The following is a 14,776-nucleotide window of genomic DNA, read 5'->3' on the forward strand; positions in this document are numbered from 1 at the left end:
GAAGTGGCCTGCAAACACGGGCCAATCCGTCTCTAGTTCGGCAGGCCAATGTCCACCCTCCCCGTCACCCTCGACCGGAGCGCGCCCGGCTCGCTCCCCGCCCAGCTCTCCGCGCGGATCCGCGAGCTCGTGGTCGCCGGCACCCTGGCCCGCGGCGACCGGCTCCCGAGCAGCCGCGCGCTGGCGGTCGACCTCGGCGTGAGCCGCTCGGTCACCGAGCAGGCCTACGAGCAGCTGCTCGCCGAGGGCTGGCTGGAGGCCCGCCGCGGCGCCGGCACGTTCGTCGCCGCGGCCGGGGGCGCCGCTCGCGCCGCGCCCCGGCGCCGGCCGGTCCATGCCCCGGCCGACCTGGTCCGCCTCGACGCCGGCACCCCGTGGATCGACCCCCGGCACGCGGCCGGCTGGCGGCGCGCCTGGCGGGAGGTGTCGACGGCCCGGCCGCCGCGGGGGTACGACGACCCGCGCGGGCTGCCCGAGCTGCGGGCAGCGCTCGCCGACCGGCTCGGCCGCACCCGCGGGCTGGCCGTCGACCCCGACGAGGTGGTGCTGACCAACGGCACCACCGACGGCCTGCGCCACGTGGCCACCGTGCTGCCGCCCGGTCCGGTCGCGCTCGAGGACCCCGGCTACCGCGCCGCCGTCGAGACGGTGCGCGGGCTGGGCCGCGAGGTCCGCGACCTGCCGGCGCTCGCCCCGGTGACCGACCTGACCGGGGTCGCCGCGGCGTACGTGACGCCCGCGCACCAGCACCCGCTCGGCCGGGTGATGCCGGGCTCGGACCGCGTGTCGCTGCTCGCCGCGGCCGAGGCCGCCGGGGCGGTCGTGGTCGAGGACGACTACGACTCCGAGTTCCGCTACGACGTCGCGCCGGTGCCGGCGCTGGCCAGCCTCGACCGCTCCCGCGTGGCCTACCTCGGCACCGCCGCGAAGTCCGTGGCGCCGTCGCTGCGGCTGGGCTGGCTGGTCGCGCCGCCCGACCTGCTCGACCGGGTCAACGCCCGCCGCGCGATCACCCACGAGGGCGCGCCCTGGCCGGTGCAGCGGGCCTACCTCGCGCTGCTGCGCGACGGGTACGTCGACAAGGTGGTCCGCACCGCGCGCCGGGTGTACGCCGAGCGGGCCCCGCGCGTCGCGGCCGCGCTGTCACCGTACGCCGAGCTGGCCGGGCCGCTCGCCGGGATGTACTCCACGTGGCTGCTCCCCCAGGCCGATGCGCTGCGCGCCCGGGAGGCCGCCCGCCGTGCCGGCTTCGAGGTGAACCTGCTGTCGGACTACGGGCGGTCGAGCAGGTCGACCGGGCTGGTGGTCGGCTTCGGCGGCGTCACCGACGAGGAGCTCGACCGGGCGCTGGCGGCGCTGACCTCAGCTCTCGGCTGACGCGTCGAACGCGGCGTACGCGGCGGCGCGCTCCCGCTCGATCTTGATGCCGAGGAAGTACGCCGAGGCCCAGAGCCCGGCGAAGATGCCGCCGAGCACGAACATCAGCGGGATCACGAAGCCCAGGCCGATCGCGGCGCCCTGGATCACCCAGCCGAGGCTGTAGGCCCACTCCCGGCGCAGCATCCCGGCGAGCAGCAGGCACGCGGCCGTCAGGCCCAGACCGACCCAGAGCGCGGTGGAGGTGTCGACGCCGGCGACACTGATCATCACCGGCGTGGTGAGGCCGAGGGTGATCGCCTCGAGGCTGAGGACCGCGGCGCACATGCCGCGGCGCGGTGACCGCGTCGACTCGCTCATCGTCGTTCCTTCCGGACCAGCAGCGAGCGGGCCTCGCCGACCGTCACGACCGAGCCGGTGACCAGCACCGCCCCGGAGCCGAGCGGGTCGCCGAACGCCTCGCCCGCCTCGGCCAGCGTCGCGGCCGCCTCGATCGCGTCGGAGAGCCGTGGCGTGACCGAGACCCGGTCCTCGCCGAAGATCTCCTGCGCCACCTCGGCGAGGCGGTCGGCCGGCAGCGCCCGGTCGGTGGAGTTCTGGGTGCACACGATGTGCGCGAGGTGGGGCTCGAGCGCGGTGAGCAGGCCCTCGTGGTCCTTGTCCCCCATCACGCCGACCACGCCGATCAGCGGCGAGAACGTGAACGAGTCCTCGATCGCGGCGCCCAGGGCCTCGGCGCCGTGCGGGTTGTGGGCGGCATCGAGCACGATCGTGGGGCTGCGCCGCACGATCTCCATCCGCCCGGGCGAGGTCACCTCCGCGAACGCCGCGCGCACGACCTCCTCGTCCAGCGGGTGCTGCTCGCCGGCGAAAGCCTCGACCGCGGCCAGGGCGACGGCGGCGTTCTGCGCCTGGTGCGCGCCGTACAGCGGCAGGAAGATCTCGTCGTAGCGCGCGTGCAGGCCCTGCAGCGAGACGACCTGGCCGCCCACCGCCGGGACTCGCGAGACCACGCCGAACTCCACGCCCTCGCGGGCGACGGTGGCACCGACCTCGGCGGCCCGCTCGAGCAGGATCGCGGCGACCCCGGGCTCCTGCTGCGCGAGGACCGCGACGGAGCCGGGCTTGATGATCCCGGCCTTCTCCATCGCGATGTCGACCGGGGTGTCACCGAGGTACGCCGCGTGGTCCACCGACACCGGCAGCACCACGGCGACCGCGGCGTCGACCACGTTGGTCGCGTCCCAGGAGCCGCCCATGCCCACCTCGACGACGGCGACGTCGACCGGCGCGTCCGCGAACGCGGCGTACGCCATCCCCACGACGGTCTCGAAGAACGACAGCGGGTGGTCCTGCTCGGCGTCGACCAGGTGGGTGTACGGCGCCACGTCGTTGAACGCGCGCACGAAGTCCTCGTCGCTCAGCGGCTCGCCGTCCACGCAGATCCGCTCGCTCATCCGCTCGACGTGCGGGCTGGTGAAGCGGCCGGTGCGCAGGTCGAGCGCGCGCAGCAGCGTGTCGATCATCCGCGACGTGGAGGTCTTGCCGTTGGTGCCGGTCAGGTGGATCACCGGGTAACCCCGCTGCGGGTCGCCGAGCAGCTCGGTGAACGCCTGGATCCGGTCGAGCGACGGCTCGAGCCGGGTCTCGGGCCAGCGGGACAGCAGGGCGTCCTCGACCTCCTCGAAGGTCTGGGCCAAGCGGGGTGCCTCGGGAGCGTCACTCATCGTGGAACGAGTCTAGGGACCGGCGAACGGGTGACAGAAAATGGAACAGGTTCTAGGTTGCTCGGCATGAGAACAACCGTCGCCGTCGTCAACGGACCCGGGCAGGACTTCCTCTTCGAGGAGGTGGACGTCGACGGCCCGCGCGCCGACGAGGTCGTCGTGCGGATCATCGCCAGCGGGATCTGCCACACCGACCTGTCGCTGCGCGAGCAGCTCCCCGCAGAGATGTTCCCGCGCGTGTTCGGGCACGAGGGCGCGGGCGTCGTCGAGGAGGTCGGCGCGGAGGTCACCGGCATCGAGGTCGGCGACCACGTCGTGCTGAGCATCGCGTCGTGCCGCTCGTGCGACGCGTGCAGGTCCGGCGCAGTCGGCTACTGCGACCAGGCGATGATGCTCAACTACATGGGCTTCCGGATGGACGGCTCGACGTCGTACTCCCGGGCCAGCGGCCCCGTCTTCGGCCACTTCCTCGGACAGTCCTCGCTGGCGCGCCACTCCGTCGTGCACCACAGCAGCGTGGTCGTCGTCGACAAGGACCTCGACCTCACGAAGGTCGCGCCGTTCGGCTGCGGCTTCCAGACCGGCGCCGGCGCGATCCTCAACGTCGCCCGGCCCGGACCCGGCGACAGCGTCGTCGTCTACGGCGTGGGCGCGGTCGGCCTCGCCGCGATCGCGGCCGCCCGGGCCAGCGACGTCGAGACCGTGATCGCCGTCGACCTGCAGCCGAGCCGGCTGGAGGTCGCCGAGAAGCTGGGCGCGATCGGCGTGAACCCGGGCGAGCTCGGCGAGGTCTCGGTCGTCGACAAGATCAAGGAGATCACCGGCGGCGGTGCGGCGTACGGCGTGGAGACGACCGCGGTGCCGGCCGTCATCAAGCAGGCGGCGCAGGCGCTGCGCGTGCGGGGCACGCTCGTCGTGCTCGGGCTCGACATGAACCACGCGGAGTTCGCCATCGACGCGATCGACATCCTGCAGAACGGCAAGATCGTCCGCGGCTCCATCGAGGGCGACTCCGACCCGCTGGAGATGGTGCCGCGGATGCTGCGCCTGCACGCCGAGGGGAAGTTCCCGGTCACCGACCTGGTGACGACGTACCCCTTCACCGAGATCGACGCCGCCGTCGCCGACGTGCTCGCCGGGAAGGTCGTGAAGCCGGTCCTCGTCTGGTGACAACCATTGCGGCTCGCCACCTCGTCCTGCAGGGCGAAGGGGTGATCCATGAACGAGGCTCAGACGGTGACCGAGCAGCCGACGTCCGCACCGACGGACTTCGAGGCGTTCGTCGCCGCGCGCTCGACCGCGCTGTGGCGCAGCGCGTACCTGCTCACCGGTGACCGGCACAAGGCCGAGGACCTGCTCCAGACCGCGCTGCTGAAGGCCTGGCGGAACTGGGACCGGATCAACCGCCGCGAGGCCGTCGAGTCCTACGTGCGCGCCGCGCTGGTCTCGACCTACACCGACTGGTGGCGGCGCCGGTGGAACGGCGAGGTCCCCACCGGCGAGCTCCCGGAGCACCCGGCGGCCGCCGCCACCCCGGAGGTACGCCACGACGTCCTGGCCGCGCTCGCGCTGCTCCCCCGCGGGCAGCGCGCGGTCGTCGTCCTGCGCTTCTTCGACGACCTCTCGGAGGCGCGCACCGCCGCCACCCTCGGCGTGAGCATCGGCACGGTCAAGAGCCAGACCGCCCGCGCGCTCGCCACGCTGCGCACCTCACCGCTGTTCGAGACCGGAGACCGTCATGAGTGAGACCGACCGCCTGCGCGACCTGCTGGAGCAGGCCGCTCCCGAGAACCCCGACGTCGACCCGACGTCGCGGGCCGCCGCGGTGGCCCGCCGCGGCCGGCACGCCCGGGTCCGTGACCGGGTGCTGGTCGCGGCGGCCGCCGTTGCCGTCGCGACCGCGGTCACCATCCCGTTCGTCACCAGCGACCGCGGCGACGAGACCAGCTATCCGACGACCACGCCCCCGGTCGCGGTGGAGCCGTGCCCGGCCGGCCCGGTCGACCCCGCGACGCTGGGGCCGGTCGCCGGGCTCGGCGAGGTGGTCGCGGTCCGGGCCTGCCCGGCCCAGGGCACCGGTGAGGCGCTCCCGGCGGAGCCGCTCACCGGCGCGGGCGCGCAGGCCTTCGCCGAGGACGTGGCCGCGCTGCCCGGCTACCAGCTGCCGTCGTTCTGCATGGTCGCGACCGTGATGCCGGAACCGTGGGCGCTGCAGGTCCAGACGGCGGACGGCGAGCTGCTCACCCTCGGCAGCTCGATGCGGACCTGCAGCTCGGTCCAGGTGGACGGGGTCGACCGCGGCGTCGACGGGGTGGTCGCGGCGTTCGCGGGCAACCTGGCGGGCGTGCCCGACGAGCTGGCCTGCCCGCAGGACGATGCCGACGCGCCAGCGATCTGGAACGCGTCGTTCGACCCGGCCACGGCGACCGCCGGCATCCTCTGCGTCGCGGACGACGGCGGCGCCTGGGTGTCGCAGGCCGTCCTCACCACGGACGAGGTCGCAGGCGTGAAGGACGACATGGCGACCAACCTGCGCCAGGCCCTGGGCGGTGCCTGCGACCAGCCGGTCGAGACCCCGCGGCTGCTCGTGCTGGCCGATGATGCCGGCGACCAGGCGGCCTACGTCGACCTGGGCTGCGGCGAGGGCTTCACGAGCGCCCGCGGCACCTGGGTCCCGGGGTCGGGAACGCTGAACGGCCTCACCGGATGACCAGGTTGGCCATGTCGACGACCGGCCGATAGCCGAGCGCCTCGTAGACCCTGTTCGAGGTCGGGTTCGCCTGGTCGGTGAACAGGCAGCAGCGCAGCCCCTGGTCGAGGTGGGCTCGGGACACCTCGGCCACGGCGCGGCTGGCCAGGCCCCGGCCGCGGTGCTGCTTGGGCGTGTACACCGGGCCGATGCGGACGACGCCGTTCGCCGGCAGGTTCGCGCCGGTCAGGTGGACCGGCGTGCCCGACTCGTCCTCCCAGAGCCAGATCACGCCGTCGTCGATGCGGTTCTCGAGCATCTCGAGGGAGAACTCCTCCATCGCGTGCGCACCGTCGCGCCCCGCCTGCTCCGCGGCGTCGACGGCGAACGCCCGGAACCACGCCAGGCAGAGCTCCGCGTCCGCGCGCGTGGCGAGCCGCAACCGCCCCGGCGGCGGTTCCGGCACGGTCAGCTCACCCAGCTCGAACAGCCGGACGTGCTCCTCGACCTCGGCGGTCCCGCCCGCCAGCCGCGCCACCTCCTCCGCGCACAGCTGGGCGGCCGGCAGCGCGCCGTTCACACCCCCGACCTCCTCGCCGCGCTCGTGCAGTGCCCGGGCCAGCGCAACGGCGTCCTCGTCCGGCATCGGCAGCAGGTAGAGCGGGTACGGCGCGAACGGCGCAGTCCGCATCCCGACCCCGGTCACCCGGCCGTCGTCGTCGCGGGCGACGACCCACCAGCAGTACGGCGACTCCGACGCGCTCCCGGCCACGTAGCGGGCCGTCACGGTCGCAATCACGGTGGTCACCACGGGATCCGCGACGAGGTACGCGTGGGCTTCGGAGAGGAACTCGGACGGATCGTCGAGGAACTCGAGAGACATGGCGGAAGTCAGCCAGCCCGGGCCGCGCCGCACAACCGGTTTCTCCGGCGTACGCCGCTCACCCTAGGATTTCCTCCATGACCGACACTCAGAGCCAGGCCACGGACACGACGAGCGCAGCACCCCGCGCCGTCGTCGTACCCGAGAAGCCTGCGCTCGAGGGGCTCGAGGCCACCTGGAGCGCGCGGTGGAAGGAGCAGGACACCTACGCCTTCGACCGCACCCAGCCGCGCGAGAACGTCTACTCGATCGACACCCCGCCGCCCACCGTGAGCGGCAGCCTGCACGTCGGCCACGTGTTCTCCTACACGCACACCGACCTGGTGGCGCGCTTCCAGCGGATGCGCGGCAAGTCGGTCTTCTACCCGATGGGCTGGGACGACAACGGGCTGCCGACCGAGCGCCGCGTCCAGAACTACTACGGCGTGCGGTGCGACCCGTCGCTGCCGTACGACGCCGACTTCACGCCTCCGGAGAAGCCGGACCCGAAGAAGCAGGTCCCGATCAGCCGCCCGAACTTCATCGCGCTGTGCGAGGAGCTGGTCCAGCAGGACGAGCAGGTCTTCGAGGCACTGTGGCGCACCCTGGGCCTGTCCGTGGACTGGAAGCAGCACTACACGACGATCGGCGCGAAGGCGCAGACTGTCAGCCAGCGCGCCTTCCTGCGCAACTTCGCCCGTGGCGAGGCCTACCTCCAGGAGGCGCCGACGCTCTGGGACGTCACGTTCCAGACCGCGGTCGCCCAGGCCGAGCTCGAGGCACGCGAGTACGCCGGCGCGTACTACCGTGTGCGTTTCCACGGCCGTAACCACCAGGCTGGCGAGTCGGCGTCGGAAGTCTTCATCGAGACGACCCGCCCCGAGCTGATCCCCAGCGTCGTCGCGCTGATCGCGCACCCCGACGACGAGCGCTACCAGCCGCTGTTCGGCACCACCGTCACCAGCCCGGTCTTCGGCGTCGAGGTGCCGGTGCTCGCCCACCCGGCCGCCGAGATGGACAAGGGCGCCGGCATCGCGATGTGCTGCACGTTCGGTGACCTCACCGACGTCCAGTGGTGGCGCGAGCTGAACCTGCCGGTCCGCACGCTGATCGGCCGCGACGGCCGGATGGCGCGCGAGACCCCGGACTGGCTGGCGCACGAGCCCGCCGCGACGGCGTACGAGGACCTCAAGGGCAAGACCGCCTTCTCCGCCCGGGAGGCCGTCGTCGCGAAGCTGCGCGAGACCGGCGACCTGGACGGCGACCCGAGGCCCACCCAGCGGATGACGAACTTCTACGAGAAGGGCGACAAGCCGCTCGAGATCGTCGCCACCCGGCAGTGGTACATCCGCAACGGCGGCCGCGACGCCGACGTCCGGCAGGAGATGCTCGACCGCGGCAGCGAGATCCAGTGGATCCCGGCGCACATGAAGCACCGCTACGACAACTGGGTCGGCGGCCTCAACGGCGACTGGCTGATCTCGCGGCAGCGGTTCTTCGGCATCCCGTTCCCGGTCTGGTACCCGCTCGACGCCGACGGTGAGCCGGACTACGACCACCCGCTCCTCCCCCGCGAGGACCAGCTGCCGATCGACCCGTCGACCGACGCGCCGGAGGGCTACACGGAGGAGCAGCGCGGCAAGCCGAACGGCTTCCTGGGCGACCCCGACGTGATGGACACCTGGGCGACGTCCTCGCTGACCCCGCAGATCGCCGGCGGCTGGGAGTCCGACGACGACCTGTGGCAGCGGGTCTTCCCGATGGACCTGTGCACGCAGGCCCACGACATCATCCGCACCTGGCTGTTCTCCCGCGTCGTCCGCGCGGACTTCGAGAACCACGCGGCCCCGTGGTCGCACGCGCTGGTCTCCGGGTTCATCCTCGACCCGGACCGCAAGAAGATGTCGAAGTCCAAGGGCAACGTGGTCGTCCCGACCGACATCCTCGACAAGTACGGCGCGGACGCGGTCCGCTGGCGCGCCGCCATGGCCCGCCCGGGCCTGGACTCGCCGTTCGACGAGACCCAGATGAAGGTCGGCCGCCGGCTGGCGATGAAGGTCCTCAACGCCTCGAAGTTCGTGCTCGGCGGCGTCGGCGCGACCAGCGTGAACCCGTTCGAGGTCTCCGAGCCGGTCGACTGCGCCCTGCTCGGCAAGCTGGCCGACGTGGTCACGAAGGCGACCGACGCGTTCGAGGCCTACGACTACACCACCGCGCTCGAGGCGGCCGAGAAGTTCTTCTGGGAGTTCTGCGACGACTACCTCGAGCTCGTCAAGGAGCGCGCGTACGACGAGGAGGGCGGCGCCGCCACCGTCTCGGCCCGGGCCGCGCTCGCGATCGCGCTGGACGTCCAGCTGCGCCTGCTCGCGCCGTTCCTGCCCTACGTCACCGAAGAGGTGTGGTCGTGGTGGCAGGAGGGCTCGATCCACCACGCGACGTGGCCGACGGTCACCGAGCTCGGCTCCGCCGCCGCCACGGACCCCACGACGCTGGACGCGGTGTCCGCGGCCCTGATCGGCATCCGCGGGGCGAAGTCCAACGCCAAGGTGTCGATGCGCGCCGAGCTCTCCCGCGTGGAGATCAGCGGCCCCGAGGCGCTGGTGCGCGCGGCCGAGCAGGCCGAGGGCGACCTGCGCAAGACCGGCCGGATCACCGGCGAGCTGGTCTTCCGCGTCGACGCGGGGGCGAGCGAGCTGAGCGTCACCGCCGAGCTGGCTCCGGTCGAGGAGTAGCTGCTGCGGGTCCCCGGTCAGTGGTGGCCGGGGCCCCAGCCACCGCCGGGACCACCGCCGTGGCCCCAGCCTCCGTGCCCGCCGCCGTGGCCACCACCGTGGCCCCAGCCGTGGTCGTCGTCATCGTCGTCGTCATCGCCGCCGTGGCCCCAGCCGTTGCCCGGCCCGCCCCAGTGGTGGTCGTCGTCGTTGTCGTCGTCGTTGTCGTCGTCGTCGTGGCCGCCGCCCCAGCCGCCGTGCCCGCCGCCGGGCCAGCCGCCGTGCCCGCCGCCGTGCCCGCCGCCGTGGCCCCAGCCATGGCCCGGCCCGCCCCAGTCGCGGTCGTCGTCGGACTCGTCGTCGGACTCGTCGTCGTCGGACTCGTCGGAGTCGCTCTGGCCGCCCTCGTCGTCGTCGTGGCCCCAGCCCCAGGCCAGGCCGTTGCCATGGCCCTTGCCGGGCTGCGGGGTCGACGGGGTGGACGGGGTCGACGGAGCGGACGGGTCCGGGGTCTCGCCCGGCTCGTCCACGGAGATCGGCTGCCCGACGTGGCCGCCGTGCTGGCGGACCGGGTCCTGCTTGATGCCGTTCACCGACGCCGGGCGCGTGGGGTCGGCCTCGGGCGTGCCGGACGCGCTCGCGGGCGGCTCGGCCGGCTGCACGGCGGCCGTGACGACCGCCGGGGGCTCGGCCGGCTCAGGGGCCCGCTCGACGAGGTCACCGGTGACGACCCGCTGCACGAGCACGGGGCCCGCGGCGATGGTGGAGACGCCGTGCCGCAGCCAGGACGGGGCCGCTTCGCTGCGCGCGATGTGGACCATCATGAACATGCTCGTCAGCACCACCAGCACGAAAGCGGCCAGTGGTGCCTTGTGGTCGTGGAAGATCCGAGGACGGCGCACAGGAGTCATGTTGCGACCAGTCTTCGTGACCGGCCGCGGGCACAACAAGTCGAGGACGCTCCCAAGGCCGGAAATAGCCCGAATGGACTAGTCAGATATGGCCCGGACCGGCCATCAAGTCCACACCCGGGTCGACCGCCCCGTCAAGGGTGCGCTCAGGCCGACTTCTTCTTCTTGGCCTCGGACTCGCGCGGGACGAGGGTCGGCGCGACGTCGTCGGTGACCACCTCGCGGGTCACGATCACCTTCGCGACGTCGCCGCGCGAGGGCACGTCGTACATCACGTGGAGGAGGACCTCCTCGATGATCGCGCGCAGGCCGCGGGCGCCGGTGCCCCGCTCCATGGCCTGGTCGGCGATCGCCTGGATGGCCTCGGGCGTGAACTCGAGGTCGACGCCGTCGAGCTCGAAGAGCTTCTGGTACTGCTTCACCAGAGCGTTGCGCGGCTCGGTGAGGATCTGGACCAGGGCCTCCTGGTCCAGCTTGGAGACGCTGGCGATCAGCGGGAGCCGGCCGATGAACTCGGGGATCAGGCCGAACTTGGTGAGGTCCTCGGGGCGGACCTTCGCGAGCAGGTCCTCGGCCTCGCGCTCGGCCTGGCCGCGGACCTCCGCGGTGAAGCCGAGGCTCTTCTTGCCGACCCGCTGCTCGATGATGTGCTCCAGCCCGGCGAACGCGCCACCGACCACGAACAGGATGTTCGTGGTGTCGATCTGGATGAACTCCTGGTGCGGGTGCTTGCGACCGCCCTGGGGCGGCACCGAGGCGGTGGTGCCCTCGATGATCTTCAGCAGTGCTTGCTGGACGCCCTCGCCGGAGACGTCGCGGGTGATCGACGGGTTCTCGGCCTTGCGGGCCACCTTGTCGATCTCGTCGATGTAGATGATGCCGGTCTCGGCCTTCTTGACGTCGTAGTCGGCGGCCTGGATCAGCTTGAGGAGGATGTTCTCGACGTCCTCACCGACGTAGCCGGCCTCGGTGAGGGCGGTGGCGTCGGCGATCGCGAACGGGACGTTCAGCATCCGCGCGAGGGTCTGGGCGAGGTAGGTCTTGCCGCAGCCGGTCGGTCCGATCACGAGGATGTTGGACTTCGCGACCTCGACGACCTCCTCCTTGCTGTGCTTGCCCGAGACGGGCTGGAGGCCGGCCTGCACGCGCTTGTAGTGGTTGTAGACCGCGACCGCGAGGGACTTCTTCGCCTGTTCCTGCCCGATGACGTAGGCGTTGAGGAACTCGAAGATCTCCTTGGGCTTCGGGAGCTCGTCGAGGCTGACCTCGGCGCCCTCGCTCAGCTCCTCCTCGATGATCTCGTTGCAGAGGTCGATGCACTCGTCACAGATGTAGACGCCGGGACCGGCGATCAGCTTCTTGACCTGCTTCTGGCTCTTCCCGCAGAAGGAGCACTTCAGCAGGTCACCTCCGTCACCGATGCGTGCCACGGGCGGTCATCCTCCGAATTGGTCTGGCTGAGCAGGTCGAACGAGCGGTCCGAGGACCTCCCCGACGGTACCTCCTGCCGACCCCCGAAGGGGCCACAGACACGAAGTCTGCTGCGGGGGCACGCCGGGGCGGGTCATCGGCAGGTCATCTCCGGTCAGGCGAGGACCGGGGTCCCCTTGCGGGACTCGATCACGGCGTCGATGAGGCCGTAGTCGACGGCCTGGGCCGCGGTCAGGATCTTGTCGCGCTCGATGTCACGGCTCACCTGCTCCGGGTCACGGCCGCTGTGGTCGCTGATCATCTTCTCGAGCAGCTCGCGCATCCGGAGGATCTCGTTGGCCTGGATCTCGATGTCCGAGGTCTGGCCGAACGTGCCCTCGGTGTAGGGCTGGTGGATCAGGATCCGGCTGTTCGGCAGCGCCATCCGCTTGCCGCGGGTGCCGGCGGCGAGCAGGATCGCGGCGGCCGAGGCGGCCTGGCCGATGCACACCGTCTGCACGTCGGGCTTGATGAAGTTCATCGTGTCGTAGATGGCGGTGAGCGCCGTGAACGAGCCGCCCGGGCTGTTGATGTAGATCTGGATGTCCTGGTCGGGGTTCATCGACTCGAGGCACATCAGCTGGGCGATGACCGCGTTGGCGACGTCGTCGGAGATCGGCGTGCCGAGGTAGATGATGCGGTCCTCGAACAGCTTGGCGTAGGGGTCGATGCGGCGGAAGCCGTACGACGTCCGCTCCTCCCACTGGGGGATGTAGTAGTTCATCGACGGGCTCAGGTCGGGGGTGGTCGGGTTGCTCATGAGGCTCAGTCCTTCTGGTGGGCCGGGCGGCCGTCGTCGGCGGCTTCGCGGGCGCTCTTCACGACCTGGTCGACCAGGCCGTACTCCTTGGCCTGCTGGGCGGTGAACCAGCGGTCGCGGTCGGCGTCGGCGGTGACCTGCTCGACGCTCTGGCCGGTGTGCTCGGAGATCAGCTCGAGCAGCACCTTCTTGATGTGCAGCGACTGCTGCGCCTGGATCTTGATGTCGGAGGCCGAGCCGCCCATGCCGGAGGACGGCTGGTGCATCATGATCCGCGCGTGCGGGAGGGCGTAGCGCTTGCCCTTCGTGCCCGCGCAGAGCAGGAACTGGCCCATCGACGCCGCCAGGCCCATGCCGACCGTCGCGACGTCGTTCGGGATGTAGTTCATCGTGTCGTAGATCGCCATGCCGGCGTCGACCGAGCCGCCCGGGCTGTTGATGTGCAGGAAGATGTCGGCCTCGGGGTCCTCCGCCGAGAGCAGCAGCAGCTGGGCGCAGATCGCGTTCGCGTTCTGGTCGCGCACCTCGGAGCCGAGGAAGACGATCCGCTCGCGCAGCAGGCGCTGGTAGATGTGGTCGTCGAGGACGTTCATGCCCGCGCCACCGTTGAGCTGAGGACTGGAGTTCTGGGTCACGAGAGCGACCCTAGCCGCAAGCATCGACAGTTCCACGGCCAATCCCCCGCTGTTCGCCGACAGCAGATTTCAGGACTCGGCTGCAGCCTTGAGCCGGGCGACCGTCTCGGCCATGCCCGACTCGAGCTCGTCGGCGTGCCCCTCGGCCCCGCCGAGGAAGGCGCCCGCGAACAGCCTGCTCAGCCCGGTGAGCCTCCTCGGGACCGGCCGCCGGTGGACGACGCGGGTGCCGGCGTTCGTCGGCGACAGCTCCCAGATCCACCGGGCGCCGCTGGACTTCGTGTCCCAGGCGAGCACGCGCCCGGGGTCGAGCTCGGCCACCACGCTGCGCGTCGGCCAGACGACGGCCTTGCGCCGGTTGATCCCGAGGTACCACTGGTCGCGCCGCAGCCCGCCCGGCTTGAGCGGCAGCATCTTCACCAGCTCCGGGCTCCACTCGGGCATCTTCGAGAAGTCGGTCAGCAGCGCCCAGACCTGCTCGGGCGGGGCGGCGACGTCGGCCTCGGCGCGGAGCTCGCGGCCGGCACCGTCTGCGGCAGTCATGCGAGCCACTCTTCCAGAGCCGCGTGGACCCGCGGGTGGTTGAGCAGCCCGAAGTGGTCGGTGCGCCCGAGGTGCAGCCGGGTGGCTCCCGGGAACAGCCCCTCGCCGTACGCCGACGGCACCCGCACCAGCCAGTCCCCCACGACGTGCCCGACCGGGTGCCGCGGCGCGGTGGTGACGGTGGCCGCCACCAGCCGGTATCGCGCGTGCGGCAGCGGCGGCACGTCCTCGGCGAGCCCGGCGACCAGGTCGTGGACGCCCACCGAGCGCCAGTCGAGGATCCGCCCGAACGCCGCGGTCTCCGGCAGCCGCGCGAGTCCCCGGCTGCCGTGCCCGATGCCGCGCGCGATCGGGGCGCCGAGGTGCGGAGTCCCGAGCGTCACGACGTCCGACACCAGGTCGGTCCACGGCGCCTCGACGTCGGAGGCGACCGCGCCGGCGGCTCGCAGGATCAGCCCGCCCATCGAGTGCCCGACCAGCGCCACCCGGGTCACCGGGACCGGCCACGCCTCGACGATCCGCTGCATCAGCGCGGACAGCGCGACGCCGTTCGGCCGCAGCCCGAGGCCGGTGTTGGCGCGGAGGAACACCGGCGTCCAGCCGCGACCGGCCAGCGCCTCGCCGTACGTCGGCGCCGGGCCGCGGTCCCAGTAGGACTCGGTCTCGCACAGCCCGTGCAGGAACACCACGACCTGACCGGTCGCGGCGGGGAACGTCTCGGCCAGCGTCTCGAGGTCGACGTCGCGCCCGCCGGAGCGCACCGCCATCGTGATCGCCATCCGGGGGCGGTCGGTCGCGAGCCGGTCGCCGATCAGCCCGTTGACCGCCGAGCTCACGAACCGGCCGCGGGGCCCGTCCTCGAGCCGCGGCCCGAGGTCCTGCTCCGCCACCCGGCGCAGGCCGTACGACGCGGCCCGCAGGCCGAGGCCGGCCCCGGCGTACACCGCGGAGGTGATCGCGCGGCCCGGGTAGCCGCCGAAGCGGTCCGCCCAGGCGTCGTGGGTGTCGCGCACGCTGCGGACCACGAGCTCGTCGGCGACCTCGGTCACCAGCGAGAGCGCGTCCAGGTAGGTGGGGCCCATGGCGGCGAG

At 72.2% G+C, this 14,776-nt stretch carries 14 protein-coding genes; 5 read left to right on the forward strand and 9 right to left on the reverse strand.

Features of this window, described 5'->3' with window-relative positions:
* The first annotated feature begins 48 nt into the window (after window positions 1-48).
* Complete coding sequence (pdxR, locus tag ABD875_RS14320) at window positions 49-1,377, forward strand: MocR-like pyridoxine biosynthesis transcription factor PdxR (RefSeq protein ID WP_345178164.1); 1,329 nt, start codon at window positions 49-51, stop codon at window positions 1,375-1,377.
* On the opposite strand, the gene ABD875_RS14325 is transcribed toward pdxR, so the two are convergent.
* Window positions 1,363-1,737 carry a DUF4233 domain-containing protein gene (locus ABD875_RS14325; protein WP_345178166.1) on the reverse strand — a complete coding sequence of 125 codons (375 nt, stop codon included), beginning with the start codon at window positions 1,735-1,737 and terminating at the stop codon, window positions 1,363-1,365. The two genes, pdxR and ABD875_RS14325, sit on opposite strands and share 15 nt — an antisense overlap.
* Window positions 1,734-3,104: a bifunctional tetrahydrofolate synthase/dihydrofolate synthase gene (gene folC / locus ABD875_RS14330; RefSeq protein ID WP_345178169.1), complete on the reverse strand. Its 1,371-nt coding sequence runs from the start codon at window positions 3,102-3,104 to the stop codon at window positions 1,734-1,736. The genes ABD875_RS14325 and folC overlap by 4 nt, the downstream gene beginning before the upstream one ends.
* Window positions 3,105-3,170: 66 nt before the next feature.
* On the opposite strand from folC, the gene ABD875_RS14335 reads away from it, so the two are divergent.
* From ABD875_RS14335 to ABD875_RS14345, 3 genes are read left to right on the forward strand one after another with little or no spacing between them, the layout of a single operon-like run.
* Complete coding sequence (locus ABD875_RS14335; RefSeq protein WP_345178172.1) at window positions 3,171-4,274, forward strand: NAD(P)-dependent alcohol dehydrogenase; 1,104 nt, start codon at window positions 3,171-3,173, stop codon at window positions 4,272-4,274.
* Between the two features lie 48 nt (window positions 4,275-4,322).
* The gene (locus ABD875_RS14340) at window positions 4,323-4,850 is read left to right on the forward strand and encodes a SigE family RNA polymerase sigma factor (protein ID WP_345178175.1); all 528 of its coding nucleotides are present in this window, start codon (window positions 4,323-4,325) and stop codon (window positions 4,848-4,850) included.
* Window positions 4,843-5,814, forward strand: a complete 972-nt coding sequence (locus ABD875_RS14345; RefSeq protein WP_345178177.1) for a hypothetical protein — start codon at window positions 4,843-4,845, stop codon at window positions 5,812-5,814. Before ABD875_RS14340 ends, ABD875_RS14345 begins: the two co-directional genes overlap by 8 nt.
* On the opposite strand, the gene ABD875_RS14350 is transcribed toward ABD875_RS14345, so the two are convergent.
* The gene (locus tag ABD875_RS14350) at window positions 5,804-6,676 is read right to left on the reverse strand and encodes a GNAT family N-acetyltransferase (protein WP_345178179.1); all 873 of its coding nucleotides are present in this window, start codon (window positions 6,674-6,676) and stop codon (window positions 5,804-5,806) included. The genes ABD875_RS14345 and ABD875_RS14350 overlap by 11 nt on opposite strands.
* Before the next feature lie 77 nt (window positions 6,677-6,753).
* Here ABD875_RS14350 and valS point away from each other — a divergent pair, with 77 nt between their 5' ends.
* Window positions 6,754-9,387, forward strand: coding sequence for a valine--tRNA ligase (valS, locus tag ABD875_RS14355; protein WP_345178181.1), 2,634 nt, complete (start codon window positions 6,754-6,756; stop codon window positions 9,385-9,387).
* A 17-nt stretch (window positions 9,388-9,404) separates the two neighbouring features.
* Here the strand turns inward: valS and ABD875_RS14360 are convergent, their stop codons facing one another.
* The 6 genes from ABD875_RS14360 to ABD875_RS14385 form a co-directional block, all read right to left on the reverse strand.
* Window positions 9,405-10,277 carry a hypothetical protein gene (locus tag ABD875_RS14360; protein ID WP_345178182.1) on the reverse strand — a complete coding sequence of 291 codons (873 nt, stop codon included), beginning with the start codon at window positions 10,275-10,277 and terminating at the stop codon, window positions 9,405-9,407.
* A gap of 146 nt (window positions 10,278-10,423) precedes the next feature.
* Window positions 10,424-11,707 (reverse strand): ATP-dependent Clp protease ATP-binding subunit ClpX, encoded by a 1,284-nt coding sequence (gene clpX, locus ABD875_RS14365; protein ID WP_345178186.1) that lies wholly within the window; start codon window positions 11,705-11,707, stop codon window positions 10,424-10,426.
* A gap of 155 nt (window positions 11,708-11,862) precedes the next feature.
* Complete coding sequence (locus tag ABD875_RS14370) at window positions 11,863-12,471, reverse strand: ATP-dependent Clp protease proteolytic subunit (protein ID WP_243057380.1); 609 nt, start codon at window positions 12,469-12,471, stop codon at window positions 11,863-11,865.
* A gap of 41 nt (window positions 12,472-12,512) precedes the next feature.
* Entirely contained in the window at window positions 12,513-13,100 is a 588-nt protein-coding gene (locus tag ABD875_RS14375; RefSeq protein ID WP_345180515.1) for an ATP-dependent Clp protease proteolytic subunit, read from the reverse strand.
* Window positions 13,101-13,211: 111 nt separating this feature from the next.
* Window positions 13,212-13,685 (reverse strand): SRPBCC family protein, encoded by a 474-nt coding sequence (locus tag ABD875_RS14380; protein ID WP_345178188.1) that lies wholly within the window; start codon window positions 13,683-13,685, stop codon window positions 13,212-13,214.
* The gene (locus tag ABD875_RS14385) at window positions 13,682-14,767 is read right to left on the reverse strand and encodes a PGAP1-like alpha/beta domain-containing protein (RefSeq protein ID WP_345178191.1); all 1,086 of its coding nucleotides are present in this window, start codon (window positions 14,765-14,767) and stop codon (window positions 13,682-13,684) included. The genes ABD875_RS14380 and ABD875_RS14385 overlap by 4 nt, the downstream gene beginning before the upstream one ends.
* Window positions 14,768-14,776 lie beyond the last annotated feature (9 nt).

It is taken from the genome of Nocardioides caricicola (assembly GCF_039541135.1).
GTDB classification, from domain to species: domain Bacteria; phylum Actinomycetota; class Actinomycetes; order Propionibacteriales; family Nocardioidaceae; genus Nocardioides; species Nocardioides caricicola.